General features: G+C 68.1%; 15 protein-coding genes and 3 pseudogenes. 7 read left to right on the top strand and 11 right to left on the bottom strand.

Annotated elements, in window-relative coordinates; genetic code table 11:
* Positions 1–26: 26 nt before the first annotated feature.
* The 9 genes and pseudogenes from ACFWA7_RS24885 to ACFWA7_RS24845 form a co-directional block, all read right to left on the bottom strand.
* Positions 27–1,001 carry an ATP-binding cassette domain-containing protein gene (locus tag ACFWA7_RS24885; RefSeq protein WP_385825252.1) on the bottom strand — a complete coding sequence of 325 codons (975 nt, stop codon included), beginning with the start codon at positions 999–1,001 and terminating at the stop codon, positions 27–29.
* The gene (locus ACFWA7_RS24880; RefSeq protein WP_385546109.1) at positions 998–1,783 is read right to left on the bottom strand and encodes an aldo/keto reductase; all 786 of its coding nucleotides are present in this window, start codon (positions 1,781–1,783) and stop codon (positions 998–1,000) included. The genes ACFWA7_RS24885 and ACFWA7_RS24880 overlap by 4 nt, the downstream gene beginning before the upstream one ends.
* Entirely contained in the window at positions 1,780–2,562 is a 783-nt protein-coding gene (locus ACFWA7_RS24875) for a transcription factor jumonji (protein WP_385546112.1), read from the bottom strand. The genes ACFWA7_RS24880 and ACFWA7_RS24875 overlap by 4 nt, the downstream gene beginning before the upstream one ends.
* Positions 2,540–4,261 carry a radical SAM protein gene (locus ACFWA7_RS24870; RefSeq protein ID WP_385825250.1) on the bottom strand — a complete coding sequence of 574 codons (1,722 nt, stop codon included), beginning with the start codon at positions 4,259–4,261 and terminating at the stop codon, positions 2,540–2,542. Before ACFWA7_RS24870 ends, ACFWA7_RS24875 begins: the two co-directional genes overlap by 23 nt.
* A complete protein-coding gene (locus ACFWA7_RS24865; RefSeq protein WP_385546118.1) occupies positions 4,258–5,223 on the bottom strand; it encodes an arginase family protein in 966 nt (321 codons plus the stop codon). The genes ACFWA7_RS24870 and ACFWA7_RS24865 overlap by 4 nt, the downstream gene beginning before the upstream one ends.
* The gene (locus ACFWA7_RS24860; protein WP_385825248.1) at positions 5,220–6,431 is read right to left on the bottom strand and encodes a JmjC domain-containing protein; all 1,212 of its coding nucleotides are present in this window, start codon (positions 6,429–6,431) and stop codon (positions 5,220–5,222) included. The genes ACFWA7_RS24865 and ACFWA7_RS24860 overlap by 4 nt, the downstream gene beginning before the upstream one ends.
* Positions 6,432–6,555: 124 nt before the next feature.
* Positions 6,556–6,720, bottom strand: coding sequence for a hypothetical protein (locus tag ACFWA7_RS24855; protein WP_385546123.1), 165 nt, complete (start codon positions 6,718–6,720; stop codon positions 6,556–6,558).
* Positions 6,721–7,716: 996 nt separating this feature from the next.
* Positions 7,717–7,878: pseudogene (locus ACFWA7_RS24850) on the bottom strand (helix-turn-helix domain-containing protein); the annotation flags it as partial.
* A 167-nt stretch (positions 7,879–8,045) separates the two neighbouring features.
* Positions 8,046–8,657 (bottom strand): TetR/AcrR family transcriptional regulator, encoded by a 612-nt coding sequence (locus tag ACFWA7_RS24845; RefSeq protein WP_385825246.1) that lies wholly within the window; start codon positions 8,655–8,657, stop codon positions 8,046–8,048.
* 146 nt (positions 8,658–8,803) lie between these two features.
* Here ACFWA7_RS24845 and ACFWA7_RS24840 point away from each other — a divergent pair, with 146 nt between their 5' ends.
* The 6 genes and pseudogenes from ACFWA7_RS24840 to ACFWA7_RS24815 all read left to right on the top strand — a co-directional run bounded on the left by ACFWA7_RS24840 (position 8,804) and on the right by ACFWA7_RS24815 (position 13,773).
* Positions 8,804–8,974 carry a hypothetical protein gene (locus tag ACFWA7_RS24840; RefSeq protein WP_385546132.1) on the top strand — a complete coding sequence of 57 codons (171 nt, stop codon included), beginning with the start codon at positions 8,804–8,806 and terminating at the stop codon, positions 8,972–8,974.
* An 86-nt stretch (positions 8,975–9,060) separates the two neighbouring features.
* Entirely contained in the window at positions 9,061–10,194 is a 1,134-nt protein-coding gene (locus ACFWA7_RS24835) for an FAD-dependent oxidoreductase (protein WP_385825244.1), read from the top strand.
* A gap of 204 nt (positions 10,195–10,398) precedes the next feature.
* Positions 10,399–11,769, top strand: a complete 1,371-nt coding sequence (locus tag ACFWA7_RS24830) for an IS701 family transposase (protein WP_385825242.1) — start codon at positions 10,399–10,401, stop codon at positions 11,767–11,769.
* 122 nt (positions 11,770–11,891) lie between these two features.
* Positions 11,892–12,408: pseudogene (locus ACFWA7_RS24825) on the top strand (winged helix-turn-helix domain-containing protein).
* Positions 12,405–12,655 (top strand): annotated as a pseudogene (locus ACFWA7_RS24820) (IS630 family transposase); the annotation flags it as partial. The pseudogenes ACFWA7_RS24825 and ACFWA7_RS24820, both read left to right, overlap by 4 nt.
* Positions 12,656–13,068: 413 nt before the next feature.
* Entirely contained in the window at positions 13,069–13,773 is a 705-nt protein-coding gene (locus tag ACFWA7_RS24815; protein WP_385546141.1) for a DUF4097 domain-containing protein, read from the top strand.
* On the opposite strand, the gene ACFWA7_RS24810 is transcribed toward ACFWA7_RS24815, so the two are convergent.
* Positions 13,657–14,187, bottom strand: a complete 531-nt coding sequence (locus ACFWA7_RS24810) for a group II intron maturase-specific domain-containing protein (RefSeq protein WP_385825292.1) — start codon at positions 14,185–14,187, stop codon at positions 13,657–13,659. The genes ACFWA7_RS24815 and ACFWA7_RS24810 overlap by 117 nt on opposite strands.
* Positions 14,188–14,253: 66 nt before the next feature.
* Here ACFWA7_RS24810 and ACFWA7_RS24805 point away from each other — a divergent pair, with 66 nt between their 5' ends.
* Positions 14,254–14,568, top strand: coding sequence for a hypothetical protein (locus ACFWA7_RS24805; RefSeq protein WP_385825296.1), 315 nt, complete (start codon positions 14,254–14,256; stop codon positions 14,566–14,568).
* A 403-nt stretch (positions 14,569–14,971) separates the two neighbouring features.
* Here ACFWA7_RS24805 and ACFWA7_RS24800 read toward each other — a convergent pair whose 3' ends face one another.
* Entirely contained in the window at positions 14,972–15,457 is a 486-nt protein-coding gene (locus ACFWA7_RS24800; RefSeq protein ID WP_385825240.1) for a hypothetical protein, read from the bottom strand.
* Positions 15,458–15,635 lie beyond the last annotated feature (178 nt).

The following is a 15,635-nucleotide window of genomic DNA, read 5'->3' as shown; positions in this document are numbered from 1 at the left end:
GCGCAGGGAATAGCGCGTCCGCCCCATCAGCCAGCCTTCCCGTAGAGGGTCTTGATGAGCTGTTCCAGGCTCGGCGCCTCCAGCTGGACGTCGTCGACCAGTGGATCGGAGAAGAGGGCGGAGAGTATCTCCGGGGGGAGGTCGCCTTGGGCGTACTCGAAGGTGGTGACGGTCCTGGCGGCCGTCCTGACCGGGACGAGACCGGGCGCGGAGGGCAGCGTATGGCCCTCGGCGTGGTGGACGACCAAGCGGCGGGTGCCGCTGCCGAGCCCGCGCAGTTCGGCGATCTTGCCGTCGTGGACGAGCCGGCCCGCGTCGATCATGACGATGCGGTCGCAGACGGCTTCCACGTCCCGCAGGTCGTGGCTGGCCATCACGATGGTGGGCGCGCTGGTCTCGCGGATGTCCTTGAGGAGGCCGCAGATGGCCTCGCGCGCGAAGATATCGAGCCCGATCGTCGGCTCGTCCAGGAGCAGCAGCCTCGGCGCGTGGAGCAGGGTCCCGACGAGCTCGGCGCGGGTCCTGTTGCCGAGGGACAGCTCGCGTACAGGGGTGTTGAGGTGCTTACCGATGTCGAGACGGGCCACCAGCTCCTCGCGGCGGCGGCGGAACAGGGCAGGTTCAATCCCGTAGACGCGCCGGATTAGTTCGTAGGAGTCCTTGACGGGCAGGTCCCACCAGAGACTGGCGCGCTGGGCTGCCAGATATCCGAGGTCGGCAGAGAGGGTGCGGCGCTCGCGGTGCGGGTCCCGGCCGTCCACGGTGACCCGGCCGGCCGTCGGGGCCAGGATGCCGGAGACCAGTTTCATCGTCGTGGACTTGCCCGCGCCGTTGAGCCCGATGTAGCCGACGGACTCGCCCGGTTCGATGCGCAGGTCAATGCCGCGCAGGGCCTCGACCTCACTGCGTTCACGGCGGACGAGCCGGGTCAGCCTCGAACCCGTCTCCGGGCGGCGCCGTACTTGATAGGAGCGCTGTACGGCGTCCAGGTGAACTCTCATGCTCGCTGTCCCGGGGTGGGGTTGATGCCCAGACGGTCGAGGGCCGCCACCTCCGCGGGGTCGAGCGGGTGGCTGGCGGCGTCCAGGTTCTCGGTCAGGTGGGTGCGGGAGACGGATTTGACGACTGCCGAAATGCCATGCGCCCGGTGCCAGCGCAGCAGGACCTGGCGCACGTTGCACCCGTGCCTGTCGGCGATCGCCCGGAGCACTGGGTGGGCCAGGTTGTTCTCGCTGAAGGGGCTGTGGGCCTGGAGCGCGATGCCGTGCGCCGCGTGGTAGGGGGCGACGTCCGCGTCGTAGTAGTGGGGGCCGAAGGCGATCTGGTTCACCGCGGGGACCACTCCAGACGCCTTGACCAGGTCGTCCACCTGCTCTGGAAGGAAGTTACTCACGCCGATGGCGCGGACCAGCCCTTCCTCCCGCGCTTCGAGGAACCGCTCCCAGATCCGCAGTGATCCCGCTGCGTCCAGCGGGGCGTGGACGAGCCACAGGTCAATGTGCTCGACGCCGAGGAGGTCGAGGCTGGTGCGCAGGACTTCTCGTTCGCGGCCCGCGTCCTCCTCGGGGAACTTGGTGACGACCAGGAGCTCGCCGGGGTCGATTCCGCTGCTGCGGATGCCTGCGCCGACCGCCTCCTCGTTGTGGTAGGCGGCGGCCGTGTCGATCAGCCGGTAGCCGAGCTCGATCGCGTCGCGGACACCTCGCTCGGCGGCCTGGCCCCACATCTGCCAGGTGCCGAGGCCCACAGCGGGCAGCTCGAACGGCAGGTCGTGCCCGCTCAACGGCCACCACCGTCCCCATGCTGGGTGAAGGCCTCGCTGACGGCGACGAGCACGTCGCGCGCGTCGGTGTCGCCGATCAGGCTGAAGTACCGCAGGGCGAAGTCCAGGTTGGAACGATTGATGAAGTTGCTGGTGACGGCGATCGAGCCGGTGAGGTTGTGCACCTCGTGTGCCCAGCCGCTGGGTGTGACGACGATGTCACCGGGCTCCTGGATGAACTCGCGGAGCGGGGAGTCATGGGTGCCCCTCGCGCACCCGGGCGGAAGCAGCCGCCACTCCTCGGCCCGCTTCGGCGGGTGGAAGGTCCACCGCTTGGTGCCGGCGCAGAGCAGGTTCCAGGCGGCGCTCGCCATCACGTCGACATGCACGGGCGAGCTCGTGCCTGCGGCGCCGATCATCAGCCAGCTCCAATCCGGGCGCGCGTCGGGTTCCAGGGCCAGCAGCCAGTTGAGGCGTCGTACCTCCTTCGGTACGAGCGCCGGCAGCGCGGGGTCGAACCGTGACACCGACTGGTGGCGCAGGTACAGCCCCCGCGGGCGGGTGGCCCGCATGTCGTCGAGGACCTCGGTGAGGGACACCGTCACTGGGCGGCGGTCCCGGTCCTCGGCCTCGACCAGGGGGTCTGCGCGGGCCCGCAGGTTCTCCTCACTCAGCGCAGCGAAGATCGGCCAGTGGCGGCCGGCTCCCCGCAGCAGGGCCGGTTCGGCGCCGCACAGAAGGACCGGGAGGTCGGCGCCGGCCGCCTCGGCGGATGCTTCAGGCGTAGAAGGGATCGACACGGGCCACCTCCATCCGCTGACGGCTCCAGTCGTCGCGGTGCCCGTCCAGGGCCTCGTCCCCGTACTCCTGCTCAATGTCGACGCGGGCGCGCAGCGCCTGCTGGAGGTTCTCCCGTTCCGACATGCACCGTGCCCGCTTGGCCGTCACCTTCTCGCGCGCCGCTTCCACGGAGTCCGATCGCCGGAAGGGGGTCTCGGGCACCGCGACGGTGCACAGGGGGGCCGCCCAGCACGTGGTGCAGGAACCGGCCTCGACGGAGTCGCGGAACATGGCGAGCTGCTCGGCTCCGGCCATCGGGTCAACTCCCCGGTCGGTGTGGCCGACAGCGAAATCCGGGGACTGGTACTCGTAGGAGGAGTAGAGCGTACCGTCGGATCCGAGGACCAAGTATTCATTCCCGGGTATCAGCTGCATGCCGAGCAGATGCCTGAGGCGCGCCCCGCCGTCGCGTTCCGGCTGGTTCAGCACCCGGTGGAACGAGCGGTGCAGGAAGCCGTGGCTGAAGGCGAAGTGGTAGCGACCCGACTGCTCGCGTTCCTCGTACGTCTGGTGGTGGGAGCGTACGAAGAGGTCCCACACCCGGCGCTGCTCGCCGAATATTTGCTCGAAGTCCGCGTAGGACTGCTCACCGCCCGGCAGCAGCAGGTCGAAGTCCCACGCCAGGGCGCGGTGAGCGGTGGGCCATTCGGAGAAATACCGGTAGAGAGCAGCCGCGTTGAGTGGCGCCGACAGGACGCAGATGAGAGCGACCCGTGTGGAGAAGTACTCGGGCCAGTTCTCGGCGAGCCAGTCGGTGCGCTTGCGCACCCGGTCGTGCGTGCCCTTGCCCCGCCGGTCGACGCGGTAGCGGTCGTGGTTGGGGCCGTCGATCGAGATGTTGAGATAGATGTCGTGCTCGACGAGGAAGTCGACGATCTTCGGGGTCAGCAGCATGCCGTTGGAATTCACCTGGAGGACGAGGTTCTCCAGGCGGGCTCCCACCTCGCGCTTGCGTTCCTCCAAAGCCAGCACGGCCTTCTTCAGTTCCTCAAACGCGAGGAGTGGTTCCCCGCCGAAGAAGTACACGGCCCGAGGGGCGGAGTCCAGTTTTTCCTCGCCTGTCACGAACAGGTCGATGGCGGCCTTCACCATGTCCGCCTGCGGCGATGCGGTCTGGTGGGGGCGGGTGTGGGCGTAGGCGCCGCCGTAGTAGCAGTATGTGCAGCGGATGTTGCATTGCTCGGTGGGGTTGAGCATCAGGACACGGACGCGCGGCGTGTCCACCCGCGCGTCGGCGGGGAGTTCCGGGAACTGCCAGCCGGACTCCTCGAACGGCATGACCAGGGACGTCAGACGCCTGATCACCGCGGTCGGTACCGCTGACCAGTCCTCCGCCTGGAGGAACTCTGCCTCGTCTCGGCCGATGGCATGGATGCGGCCGGTGACGGGGGTGTAGAGGTGGTGGGTGTCCCGGCCGCGGTCTCCCTGCCACGCCTTGTAGATCCAGGTGCGGCCTTGGTGGACGCGGATCGTGACATCATGCTCCCCGGCGTTGACGCCGGTGACGGTCGCTCCGTGCGTGCGCAGTGCGGGCCGGTCGTGCTCCGCGATCAGCTGCCGCTGCCAGCCGTGCAGGGAGCGGATGCCCGTGCCGTCGGACCCCTCGTCGCCTGGGGTGGCCGTCTCCGGGGCCGTGTCCGCCGTCGTGCCCGTGCTCATCCGGTTGTCTCCCGTTCCCGAGGGTGTTCGAGCAGTGCCCGTAGGCATGTCATGACCAGGGCCGAGACCGTTGCGCTGGTGGCCCGGTTCTCCCGGTCGTCCTGGAGCGCCTCCACGATGTCCACCGCCACCACCCGCCGCGTGCGGCAGACGTGCTCGACCGCGGCGAGCAGTTCCCGCAGCCGGTAGCCGCCAGCCTCCGGATGTCCGGTGGCCGGGAAGTCTGCCGGCTCGATAACGTCCAGGTCGATCGACAGGTACGTCGGCCGGTCGTCCCGGTCCGGTGCCTGCTCCGTCGGGCCATACGGGTAGGCGTAGGCGCAGCCCAGGGCGTCTGGCAGCGGACCGCAGTCGGCGGGCAGGTACGTCCGTACGCCGTACAGATCCGCGTCCGAGATCGTGCCGACCTGGAGCAGGTGGCCGAGAAAGTCCGCGTGCGTGATGTCGGTGGCGTCCGGCATGGGCCGGGCGCTGAAGTCGCAGTGCGCGTCGAAGCAGATGAATCGCAGGGGGCCGTGCACGAGCCCGGCTCCGGTAGCCGCCGGTGCCGAGAGGCTGTGGTCGCCGCCGATGAAGATGGGGAGGGCGCCCGTTTCGGCGAGCTGTTCCGAAAGGCGGGTGAGGGTCTTGTAGTAGGTGCCGCGGCCGACCCGTGGATCGATCGGCACCGAGCCCAGGTCCCCTATGTCGAATACCCTGCGGCCGGACAGCACCGTGCCGCGGGTCACCGGGTCGATCATTCCGCCCAGCGCGCCGTTCTCGTCAACCGTCCAGCCGTGGGCGGGGCTGAGCTTGCGGAAGATCTCCGGGCCATGTCGCTGGCCGGGAACGCCTGGCACTCCGGCATCGAAGGGCAGTCCCAGGATAACGGCGTCGGCGGTCAGTTCCCCGGTGAGCACGGCGTCCAGGTCAGCAGAGGGAAACCCGAGTGCGCCCAGGCCTGGACGGATGGGGGCCGTCACCGGTCGCGCTCGCTGTCCCGGCGGGCGGTGTCCGCACCGGAGACGGTGACCAGCCCGCAGCGCAGAAGAGCCGCCATGAGTGCGGACACGGATGTCACGGGTGCCCCGGCCTGCGCGGCCAGTTGGGCGACGGTGAGTCGGCGGGCCCGGACGAGTGCCTCGATCGTCGGGTGGTGTCCGGCGGGCAGCGCGAAGTCCTGGTCGGCGGCCGTGACGATGACATGGTCCCCTTCTACGCGGACCGGCGGAGGCAGGACGGGTACCAGCTCCACCACGTCCTCGCCGCAGGGGCGGGTCTTGCTCACGTCCCAGGGCAGGCTCGCCAGGTTGCGCCCACCGGAGGCATGGCGTTCTGCGGCGAAGAAGTCGTTCAGGCGCAGGTTCTTCGCCTCGGCCAGGAACGCCTCGATGATTCGTTCCAGCTGGGCCTGGTGTGTTTCGGGCGAGGCGGTGCGGTCGAGGCTCTCGCGGATCTCGACCCGGCCCAGGGCCTGACGGGCGGCCCAGCGCAGCCAGTCGTACCCGGTGCGGCGGGTGAACGTGAAGGTGAGGTGCAAGCTGGTCTCCCCGCCCCCGCGGACGGTGTGCCACCAGCCCCGGGGCACGTGGATCACGTCCCCCGGCACCAGGGTCTTCTCGAACAGCACAGTGTCGGGGCAGTTCACCGGATCGCTGTTGCCGTATTCGGGCAGGGGGAACTCTTCGGAAGGCCCGTGGACCTTCCAGTGCTTGGTGCCGAGGAGCTGGACGACGAAGGTGTCGACCTCGTCGAAATGGCTGTCGAAGGCCTGCGCGTCGTCGAAGGTGACGAACAGGTTGCAGGCCGCTGTCTCGCCGGTGATCCGCATGACGTCGTCGGTCGCGGCCCGGACACCTGGATGGATGCGGTCCAGGGAATCGATGATCAATGTGGCGCCAGCCCGCATGAGCCCGAACACCTGCGGCAGATCAAAGACCCGGTGTCCGTCCAGGGATGTCGTGTACTGGTGCTCGGGCAGTCGCTTTCCCTGTGCGCACAGAAAGAAGTCTGCCGGTACGGCGGAGCCCCGCGAAAGAATCTCGTTCAGTCCGGCCCATGAGAAGCAGTCGTCCAGGAGCGAGGGGTCCAGGTGCCGGAATACGACATCATTACTGACCTGATGGGTGGAGAAATCCGGTCCGAGTTCCCCCGACAGGGCGCGGCCGAACCGCGAGGCAAGTTTCGTCATATTCCCTGAATCACTCTCGTACGGCTATGGAATGCCTGCAGAGCAGATTCCGTGCGCATCGAACTTCGCAGCTCGATGCACACGGAATCCCATAACTCGGTGCTAACTTACTTGGTCGCCCTGGCTACTTCGCCGAGTCGGCGAACAGCTTTGCGAAGTCCGGGACGCTCGGACGAGCATGGGTCTTGGCGAAGGTCGCGCGAGCCCGGTCGGCTACCGGGGAAACACGGACCTCGACCTCGGGGAATTCGAGGTCGGCGGCGGCGCGGTCATTGGAAGAGCTTGCCATGGTTTACCTCCGTAGGCAGATGCCGTTGGCACTTCCCTTTGAGGCTATGACACGGAAACTACCGTGATCAAGAGACTGGAATCCGATGGATGGAATATGGACGTCCATTTATCGACCTCGGCGAGAAGATGCAGCGATATTTCGCCAACTCTGGCTTGCTATGCATCAAGTTTGGCTGGTTAGTGGATTGCGATGTGGGGTCTTTTAGCCCGCGTAAGGTTGCGGGCGGCCATTTTCTTCACAACTGAGAGACCGCTCACCGGGATGGTGGATGAATCAGATTGCTTCGGGCTGTGACGGGATGCGGGTTCTGTGATCGTTGCGTTGTTGCGTCCTGATAGTTCGCATTTCCGGGGGAATCGAGGATGCGATGGCGTGAGTGTTGACGCCCGCACCAACGTGCTCACCTGCGGCGGATGTCCGGCGCAGGCGCACGACGTGACGAGGCACAGCCCCCGGCACTCCATCGGTGCTGGGCGTCAAGGACCAGCCATACCCATGCCCGGTATAGGTAAGGAAAGGTGCGGACGGATACGGGCGCCCGGTCTTGTCGAGGGGCATCGCTGTCGTCCGCACAGTCCCCGGTCACCCACCGGGCGATGCGCGTCACCCCGGGCGCGACGGCGGCAAAACATCTCCGTCCTGCCTTGGCGTCGGGACAGCGCGACGCAAGTGAAGGGGGTCGGCCCACGTGCTCGGGTTGCCTTTCCAGCGAGGAGCACCGAATGGTGCATGACGCAGGGCGGTGTAGGCGGCAGTCGCGGCGGGGATCTTGAATGGCATCGCCATGGCACGGCGCCCGCATATGCCGACAGTCCCGGCCCGATTCCACCCTTCGCCCCGATGCGACTCACGACGCTCCTGGCCCGTTCCGGCCGTTGGTGCTGCAGGGCCTCGGCGGTCCCAGCCACCCGGTCGCCGCCCGGTGCGAGGGTGCGCTGGTGGCCGCCGCAGCAACAGCCACCCGCACCTGGGTGCTGTAGATCTTGGGACGTCCCGAGAGCGGGCGTCCTTGAGCCCGTCCGGCCCCTGGAGGACGAACCGGCCACGCCACTTGCGGACCGTTTGCACGGCGACCGCCGGCTCCCGCGCGATGGCGCCATTGCTCAAGCCCTCAGCGGCGGCGAGTATGATCCGCGCCCGGAGAACTTCTCTCACCTGCGCTTTTGTCGTACCGGCCACCCTTGTCAGGTGCTCGCGCGTCGCCTCGGCCAGTTCCACCGCCACGGCATTCACGCCTGGCGCCCCGCCGGTCCGCCGCAGCCGAAGACGCCTTCATGAACCGGTGATCCACTGTGCTGCCCGGTGGAACGCGGCGGCGTGGCTCATCGGTCGCAGGCGAGGGTGTGCCAGCCGCTTTCGAGGAGGTCGAAGGCGCGGGTGACGGCCTGACGGGGATCGTCGTGGCTGCGGGCGGCGCGGGGGGCTTCAAGGGCGAAGTGGGCCAGGGCGGCGCAGGCGGGATCGGCTTCGGGCAGGCCGCTCTCCTCCGCGATGACCTGGGCGAGAGCGGCGGTGTGGCGCAGCCACATGCCCTGGAGGTAGTCCCGCAGTGCCGGAGTGTTGTTCACCAGGTCGACGAAGGCCGTGAAGCGGGCGTCGCCGCCCGCGGGGGCCAGGCGGTAGCGCAGCGCGTGCTCGCGCAGAGCCGCGGGGATCGACTGGTCCTTGACTCGTTCGCGTACGGCGGCGAGGAGGCGGGCCTCCTGGTCGGCGTCCTCGTCGAAGACCAGGGCCTCCTTGGCCGGGAAGTGCTTGAACAACGTGGTGGTGGACACGTCAGCGGCATCCGCGATCTCGCGGATGCCCACGTCGTCGTATCCGCGCTCCAGGAACAGGAGCAGGGCGGCATCGGCGATGGCCTGGCGGGTGGCCGCCTTCTTGCGCTCACGGCGCCCCATCGGCGCGGTCGCGGGGCCGGTATCGGTATCGGTCATACCCAAGAGCTTACCCCCATGGGTTATACAACTCCAAAAGTTGAGCTGTTGCACTTAGTGGGTTGGTGTGCTCTTCTGAAGCAACGGCCGCGGGGCACTGCCCGGCCCCCTTCTTCGCTTCCCATGACCGAAAGGAGTGATCAGCCATGTCCGCGTCTGCGTCCCTCATGCCGGGGCCAAGCTCCACGCCCGGCGCCAAGGACGCCGACCTGCATACCGCCACCGACAGCACCCACCAGACCTCCCTCACCGCAGGGATCGCCTGCGCCCTGGCACTCATCGCCGCCCTCTTCGTCAGCGAAGTCCCGCTGAAGTAGGCCGGCCCGCCGCCCACCACCGACGACGGCAAGAACACCCCCGCGCACGGCAGCACAGTGCTGTGAGAAACGAACGGAGCCCCACCATGAACACCACTCCCACCCCCCGCATCGCCATCATCGGCGCCGGTCCCGGCGGTCTGACCTGCGCCCGCATCCTCCAGCAGCGCGGCATCACCGCCACCGTCTACGACCACGAAACCGGCCCCGACGCCCGCGACCAGGGCGGCACCCTCGACCTGCACGAGGACAACGGCCAGATCGCCCTGCGCGAAGCCGGACTGCTGGAGGAGTTCTTCCAACTGTCCCGCCCCGAAGGACAGGAGATGCGCCAGCTGGACCCGGCCGGCACGATCCTCTTCCACCACACCCCTGAAGAGGGCGAACGCTTCAAGCCGGAGATTGACCGCGGCCAGCTGCGCGACCTCCTCCTGCGCTCGCTCCAGCCGGGCACCGTGCGCTGGGGCCACACCCTCAAGTCCGTGGACGGCCCCGCGAACGGGCCCCGGCACCTGCACTTCACCGACGGCACCACCATCGAAGCCGATCTCGTCATCGGCGCCGACGGCGCCTGGTCCAAGGTCCGCCGCGCCGTCTCACCGGCCACCCCCCAGTACAGCGGCGTCAGCTTCCTCGAAGCCTGGTTCCACGACGTCGAAACCCAGCACCCCGACATCGCCGAACTCGTCGGCCGGGGCGGCGCCGCCGCAGCCGACGGCGACCGCGGCCTGTTCGCCCAGCGCAACAGCGGCGACCACATCCGCGTCTACCTCATCCAGCGCGTCCCCGCCGACTGGATCACCACCCACGGTCTGACCATCCAGGACACCGACGGCATCCGCGCATTCCTCCTCGCGCAGTACCGCCACTGGTCACCCCGTCTGCGCCGGCTGATCACCGACAACGACGGCCTCTACGTCGACCGCCCCATCCACGCCCTGCCCGTCCCCCACACCTGGCAGCACAACCCCACCGTCACCCTGCTCGGCGACGCCGCCCACCTCATGCCCCCGCTCGGCGCCGGCGTCAACCTCGCCATGCTCGACGCCTGCGAACTTGCCCTCGCCATAGCGAACAACAACACCTTCGACGACGCCATCCACACCTACGAGCAAACCATGCTGCCCCGTTCCCACCACATGCAGCAGCTCCTCGACAATGGCGCCGAGGAGCTGCTGTCCACCGAACTGCCCGACTTCACCACCGACGACACCCACTGACCACCGCAGCGCCACTCGGCGCCGGGGCGCCCTTGATGTCCACCGTTTCGGTGACGGGGTAGACATACCGGTAGTTCGTTAAATCCGGTGGTGGCGTGGGTTGACGGCAGGTCGGGTTGGTCGTAGGCCGGTGGTAGAAGCCAACTGGCCTGCTGGGGGCTGAAGATGACTGCTCGCCGTCCGTGTCCGCCTGCGCCGGGACCGTTGGAGGATTACGCGGCCCGGTTCGACGACCTCTTCTTCAGCCTGGCCCAGCGGCGAGGGTTTCGCGAGTACCTGACCGGGCTGCTGGCGCCGCGGGACCGGAACAAGACGATCACCTGCCTGGCAGGCGCGGAGCCGGTGGCCGGTGCGGGGATGCCGGGGGTGCAGCGGCTGCAGTTCTTCCTGTCCGAGTCGCCCTGGGAGGCCGAGCAGATCAACGACCGGCGGCTTGAGCTGCTGCGCGAGCAGCCGGCGACGGCTCCGCACGACGGCGGGGTCATCGTGATCGACGACTCCGGGGACCGCAAGGACGGCACGGCAACCGCACACGTGGGCCGGCAATGGCTGGGCCGGTTGGGCAAGACGGACAACGGCATCGTCACGGTGACCACGGTGTGGACCGACGGCCGTGTGTACTACCCGCTGCACGCGACTCCCTACACCCCCGCCCACCACTTCGCCCGCGGCCGCTCCGATCCGGCCTTCCGCACGAAACCGCAGCTGGCCGCTGCCCTCGCGGCCCGCGGCAAGGAGGCGGGCTTCGGCTGCCGGGCGGTGATCGCCGACTGCGCGTATTCCGTCGGCGACACCTGGTACCTCGCACTGCGCGAGGCCGGGTTGGCCTACGTGGTGGCGCTCAAACCGCACCGCGGCACCTGGGCCCGGGCCGACCAACCACACACCCCCATCGAAGCGGCCCACGCCCTGGCCTGGAAGGATGCCAAGCGTCCCGGCGACTGGACACCTGTGGAGCGTCACTTCCGCGACGGGCACACCGAGACCTGGTGGGCCGCCGACGCCCGCCTGGGCGGCTACGGCCCAGACTCACCCTGCCGACTGGTCGTGGCCACCACCGACCCGGCCCGGCTGCCGGAGAAGGCCACCTGGTACCTGGCCACCAACCTGCCACACCCCGACGCACCCCACGCCGACACCTGCCCGCACCCGCCGGCCGACCTCGCCGAGATCGTCCGCCTCTACGGACTGCGGCCCTGGATCGAGCAGAGCTACAAACAGATCAAGGACGAACTCGGCCGGGCCGACTTCCAGGTCCGCTCCGACCGCGCCATCCGCCCCCACCAGACCCTGGTCAACTGCGCCTTCTCCTTCTGCTGGGACCAATGGTTCGCCCCACCCGGCCCCCTGGATGCCACCGCGCCGGACCCCTGCCCCGACGAAGGGCCAGAGAGGGGGACCGGCCCCGTCCCACCAGCCCCAACAGCCTTGCTGGCCCAGGGCCTTACGCGCCATCCGCTCCTGGCTCACCCCCGCCGTCACCCTCCACCGGTGGTGGCATGCCTGGACAGACAAGGACCCACCCCCCGACCTCCAGGCCCTGATCGACGCGGTCACCACCGGACACGGCATTGACCTCTACCGCCGGATTTAACGAACTACCGTTACTGAGGTTGAACTCGTGGAGTCGTAGGGGCTGACGGCTCGTCGCTCGTGCGCTATCACCGAAGGCATGCGGTATCCCATAAGGAGGCGGGCTGACCGCCGAACGGCAGCAGTTCCGCGAGGAGTTACGGCTCAGGGCGGCCGAGAGGTTCGCCCAGGGTGAGGCGAGCCCGGCGATCGCGAAGGACCTGCGGGTCAACGTCCGGTCGGTGCAGCGGTGGCGGCAGATGTGGGACGTGGGCGGTCCATTGGGCTCTGCAGTCGCAGGGGCCGGCGTCGCTGCCGAGGCTGAGCCAGAAGCAGTTCACGCAGCTGGAGGCGGAGCTGGCCAAGGGGCCGGCCGCGCATGGCTGGGAAGACCAGCGTTGGACGCTGGCGCGGGTCAAGACGGTGATCGGCCGACGCTTCCACCTGGCCTACACGGTCCAGGGCGTGCGCAAGCTCCCGGCGCGTAACGGCTGGTCCTGCCAGGTGCCGGCCCGACGGGCCATGGAACGGGACGACGACGCGGTCGCGGGGTGGGTCAAGGAGGTGTGGCCGTGCGCGGAAGACCCGCGGCGGCCCGTGGAGCCTGGCTCGTCTTCGAGGACGAAGCCGGTTTCTCCATGACGCCGCCGCAGGCGAAGCTGGTCGCAGCCCGGCCGGACCCCGGTGGTGCGGGTCCGGGGCCGTTCCCGCAGGCGGATATCGATCGCCGCGCTGACCTGCTACAGGCCCGGCCACCGGTCGGCTGATCTACCGGCCGCGCCGGGACGACGGCGGCCGGCGCGACGGACGCAGGAGTTTCTCCTGGCGCGACTACCGCGACCTGCTGATCGGCGCACATCAGCAGCTCGGCGGCCCCATCGTGCCCGTCTGCCCACTCCCCAAGACCCTGACATCCCACTTCTTGCGTCTCCGCCCCGCATAGCGGCCGCCGAATTCGCCAACGGTGTCCTCGAAGTGGTATAGCCAGACGGGTTTGTTTGGTTCCGCTGGTCCGGGCTCGTCGGAGGCTGTCCGGCCTCGTTCGGGGCGGGGCAGGAGGCAGGTTTCGGCAGGGCAGTCGGGCGCAGCAGCCTCTTCCCGGTGGAGCCCGGCAGTAAGTCACGCGATCTCCTCACAGCGGCTGTGGTCGCCGTGAGGGTCAGACCAGTCCTTGCAATGGGGGGTTTTCCCCATCGTGGGCGGGACTGTGGCTGCGTAAAGTCGCAATGACTGATCACCGATCCAACTCGCTCCATACGGGGGAACTTCATGCGACGCCTACAGACGCGCGTCCTTGCACCAGTGGCTTTGGCCGCTCTCACCGTCGGCGGGCTCTCCGCGTGCTCGGCCCTCGACCAGAAGACCTTCGAGGACGACGCCAAGGTGCCCCAGAAAATCACCTCGCTCCGTCTCGACAGCGGGAACGGCGGGGTGAAGGTGGACGCCTCGGCGGACATCTCAACGGCCTCCGTGCACCGAAAGGTCAACTACCGTGGTGACAAGCCCAGTGGCACGTCCTTCAGCGTCGAGAACGGCGTCCTGACGCTCTCCGGCTGCGGCAAGAACTGCGGCGTCGACTACGTCGTCAAGGTGCCCGCCGGTCTTCCGGTCACGGGAGGCACGTCCAACGGCAGCCTCACACTGACCGATGTCGGCACGGTCGACGTGCACACCAGCAACGGCGAGATCGCAGTGAACAGCGCGAGGGGCCCTGTGAAGCTGAGCACATCCAACGGTGACGTCAACGTCAAGGACGCCGAGGGCGGCGACATCGACACGCAGACGTCGAACGCCGAGGTGGCGATCCAGACGGCCACCCCACAGAACATCAAGGCCCGCACTACCAGCGGCAGCCTCACGATCACGGCCCCGCCCGCCAAGTACCAGATCTCAGCGAACAACTCCCACGGCGACAAGAAGGTGGCGTTCAAGAACGACCCGTCGGGCAAGTACCGCTTGGATCTGTCGACAACGAACGGTGACTTGACTGTGGAGTCGGCAGGCTAAGTAGGGTCGGGGACTGGCGCGGTGGCTGACGCTCCGTTTCCAGTCCCCGCCGCTCCAAATCGTGCATGCAGTTCTCCCGCACACGGCTTTCCGACATCGTTCACCGGCTGGCATGCGCCTCGCCCTGTGCACATTTCGGGTAAGACGGTAGACCCCGAGCCGAGTGATCCACCCGTATGTAAACCGGGTGGTCCAGTTCCTGCCCGCGAGTCTGTGTTTCGTGCTGGCGAAAATGGCCAGACGCTCGTGGACGTAGCCATCGACCACGTTGAGCTTCCTCCCGGAGTTCCCGTTGCGGAAGTACGCTGCCCAGCCCCGCAGTACGGGGTTGAGGTCGGCCACCACGGCGGATACTGGCCGCGCAGTCTTCGAGCGAGCGGTCGCCACGCGGACTTTGTCCCGCAGCACCCGCATCGCCCTGGATGAAGGCCAGCGTTGCAAGTAGTACTTGCCCCGCCATTTCCACGATTCCATCTTCCGGTGGTGGAAGCCGAGGAAATCGAATCCCTGCCTGCCTCGGGTGAGGCAGACGATGCTGGTCTTCTCAGGATGCAATCGCATCCCGAGCCGTTCCAACACCTGCGCTGCCAGCTCGCGGGCCTGTTCGGCCCGCTGTTCGGTCGGCGACAGGACCACGAAATCATCGCACTACCTCACCAATGTCCCCAGCCGGCGCCCTTCGCTCTGCCACGCCTCATCGAGAACGTCCAGCGCGATATTCGCCAACTTCCGCCCGACCAGGGCGATGACGGCTTGTCGATTCTGTCCGGCCACGCCGTACTCCCCCGAAGCTGAGTCCGTCACCGCTCGCCGTCTCCCCCGCCCTGCCTATGCCCACGTACAAGCGCCTTCGCCCCAACGACCAGGCCCACCACGCTCACGATTACCGCAACCCCCACAACGGCCACGACACCGCCGACGACGAGGAAAGCCACCAGCACCGCCCACAGGGGTGGATCACCGTCCATCGGCCGCCCTCGTTTTTGTTCGCCACGTACGTGTCACGACGTGCTGTCACGCATGCACGGTTCCCGCCACTCCCCCGCAGCCATCCCGGCGACGTAGACGGCCCACATGCCCGCCATCAATCGGGCAGAGCCGTTCCCCGACCGTGATCATGGCGGGGTCCATCGGGATGGACCGGGGCATGACGGCCTCCCCGCGCGGCGGGTCAAAGGGCCCGGCAGCCGGCAGATGCTCAGTCCTCACCGACTTGCAGGAGCGCGACCACGAAGTCGCCTCCCCGGCCGGCGACTACCCCGTCGAAGGAGTGCCGGGTGACCGAATTCCACCCCCGTCCGTTCTCCCAGGAACCATCGGTGTTGGAGAACCACTCCGACCCCGGCCCCAGAACCGACACCGCCTTCACCACGGCCCGCTTCACATGGGCGCGGTCGCGACGCGCATGCCCGGGAAAGACCAGGCTGTCGGCCGAGAGGTTGACCATCAACTCAATCGCCGACTCCCGCGTGATGGGGCGCAGAGCCGCCTCTATCTCCCCGGCCGTGGTGGGTCCCGTGGCGCCCTCTACCGCCTCATGAGCCCAGTCGGCCTCAGCAGCCTTCGCAAGGTCGTGGACATGGTGCGCAAGGTCGGCTCCGGAACTCCAGCACCAACGTGCGTACACACTCGCTTCGCTGGCCAAAGAGTTCAGAAGCACTTCAAGAAGATCCGCGTCGTTCATGACGGCATCCTCGCAGGGGCCCGGTCTTCAGATCCCCTCCCTGCCGCTGTCTGACCGCCTCGTAGAGGTGGGCTGGGTGGCGGACTAGGGCCTGTGTGATGTCGTGATCATTCGGCGGTCTTCAGTAGGTCGTCGACCCAGATCATTGCGGCGCGGAGGTGGAGACCGGCGAGGTAGC

The organism is Streptomyces sp. NPDC059994, from assembly GCF_042737755.1.
GTDB lineage: Bacteria > Actinomycetota > Actinomycetes > Streptomycetales > Streptomycetaceae > Streptomyces.
This window is presented reverse-complemented; position numbering and strand designations above follow the sequence as displayed.

What these genes read in the sequence shown, in the direction of transcription:
- ACFWA7_RS24885 (WP_385825252.1), bottom strand. Translation starts at nt 1,001, where the DNA reads ATGAGAGTTCACCTGGACGCCGTACAGCGCTCCTATCAAGTACGGCGC.
- ACFWA7_RS24870 (WP_385825250.1), bottom strand. Translation starts at nt 4,261, where the DNA reads ATGAGCACGGGCACGACGGCGGACACGGCCCCGGAGACGGCCACCCCA.
- ACFWA7_RS24860 (WP_385825248.1), bottom strand. Translation starts at nt 6,431, where the DNA reads ATGACGAAACTTGCCTCGCGGTTCGGCCGCGCCCTGTCGGGGGAACTC.
- ACFWA7_RS24855 (WP_385546123.1), bottom strand. Translation starts at nt 6,720, where the DNA reads ATGGCAAGCTCTTCCAATGACCGCGCCGCCGCCGACCTCGAATTCCCC.
- ACFWA7_RS24845 (WP_385825246.1), bottom strand. Translation starts at nt 8,657, where the DNA reads ATGACCGATACCGATACCGGCCCCGCGACCGCGCCGATGGGGCGCCGT.
- ACFWA7_RS24840 (WP_385546132.1), top strand. Translation starts at nt 8,804, where the DNA reads ATGTCCGCGTCTGCGTCCCTCATGCCGGGGCCAAGCTCCACGCCCGGC.
- ACFWA7_RS24835 (WP_385825244.1), top strand. Translation starts at nt 9,061, where the DNA reads ATGAACACCACTCCCACCCCCCGCATCGCCATCATCGGCGCCGGTCCC.
- ACFWA7_RS24810 (WP_385825292.1), bottom strand. Translation starts at nt 14,187, where the DNA reads ATGCGGGTGCTGCGGGACAAAGTCCGCGTGGCGACCGCTCGCTCGAAG.
- ACFWA7_RS24800 (WP_385825240.1), bottom strand. Translation starts at nt 15,457, where the DNA reads ATGAACGACGCGGATCTTCTTGAAGTGCTTCTGAACTCTTTGGCCAGC.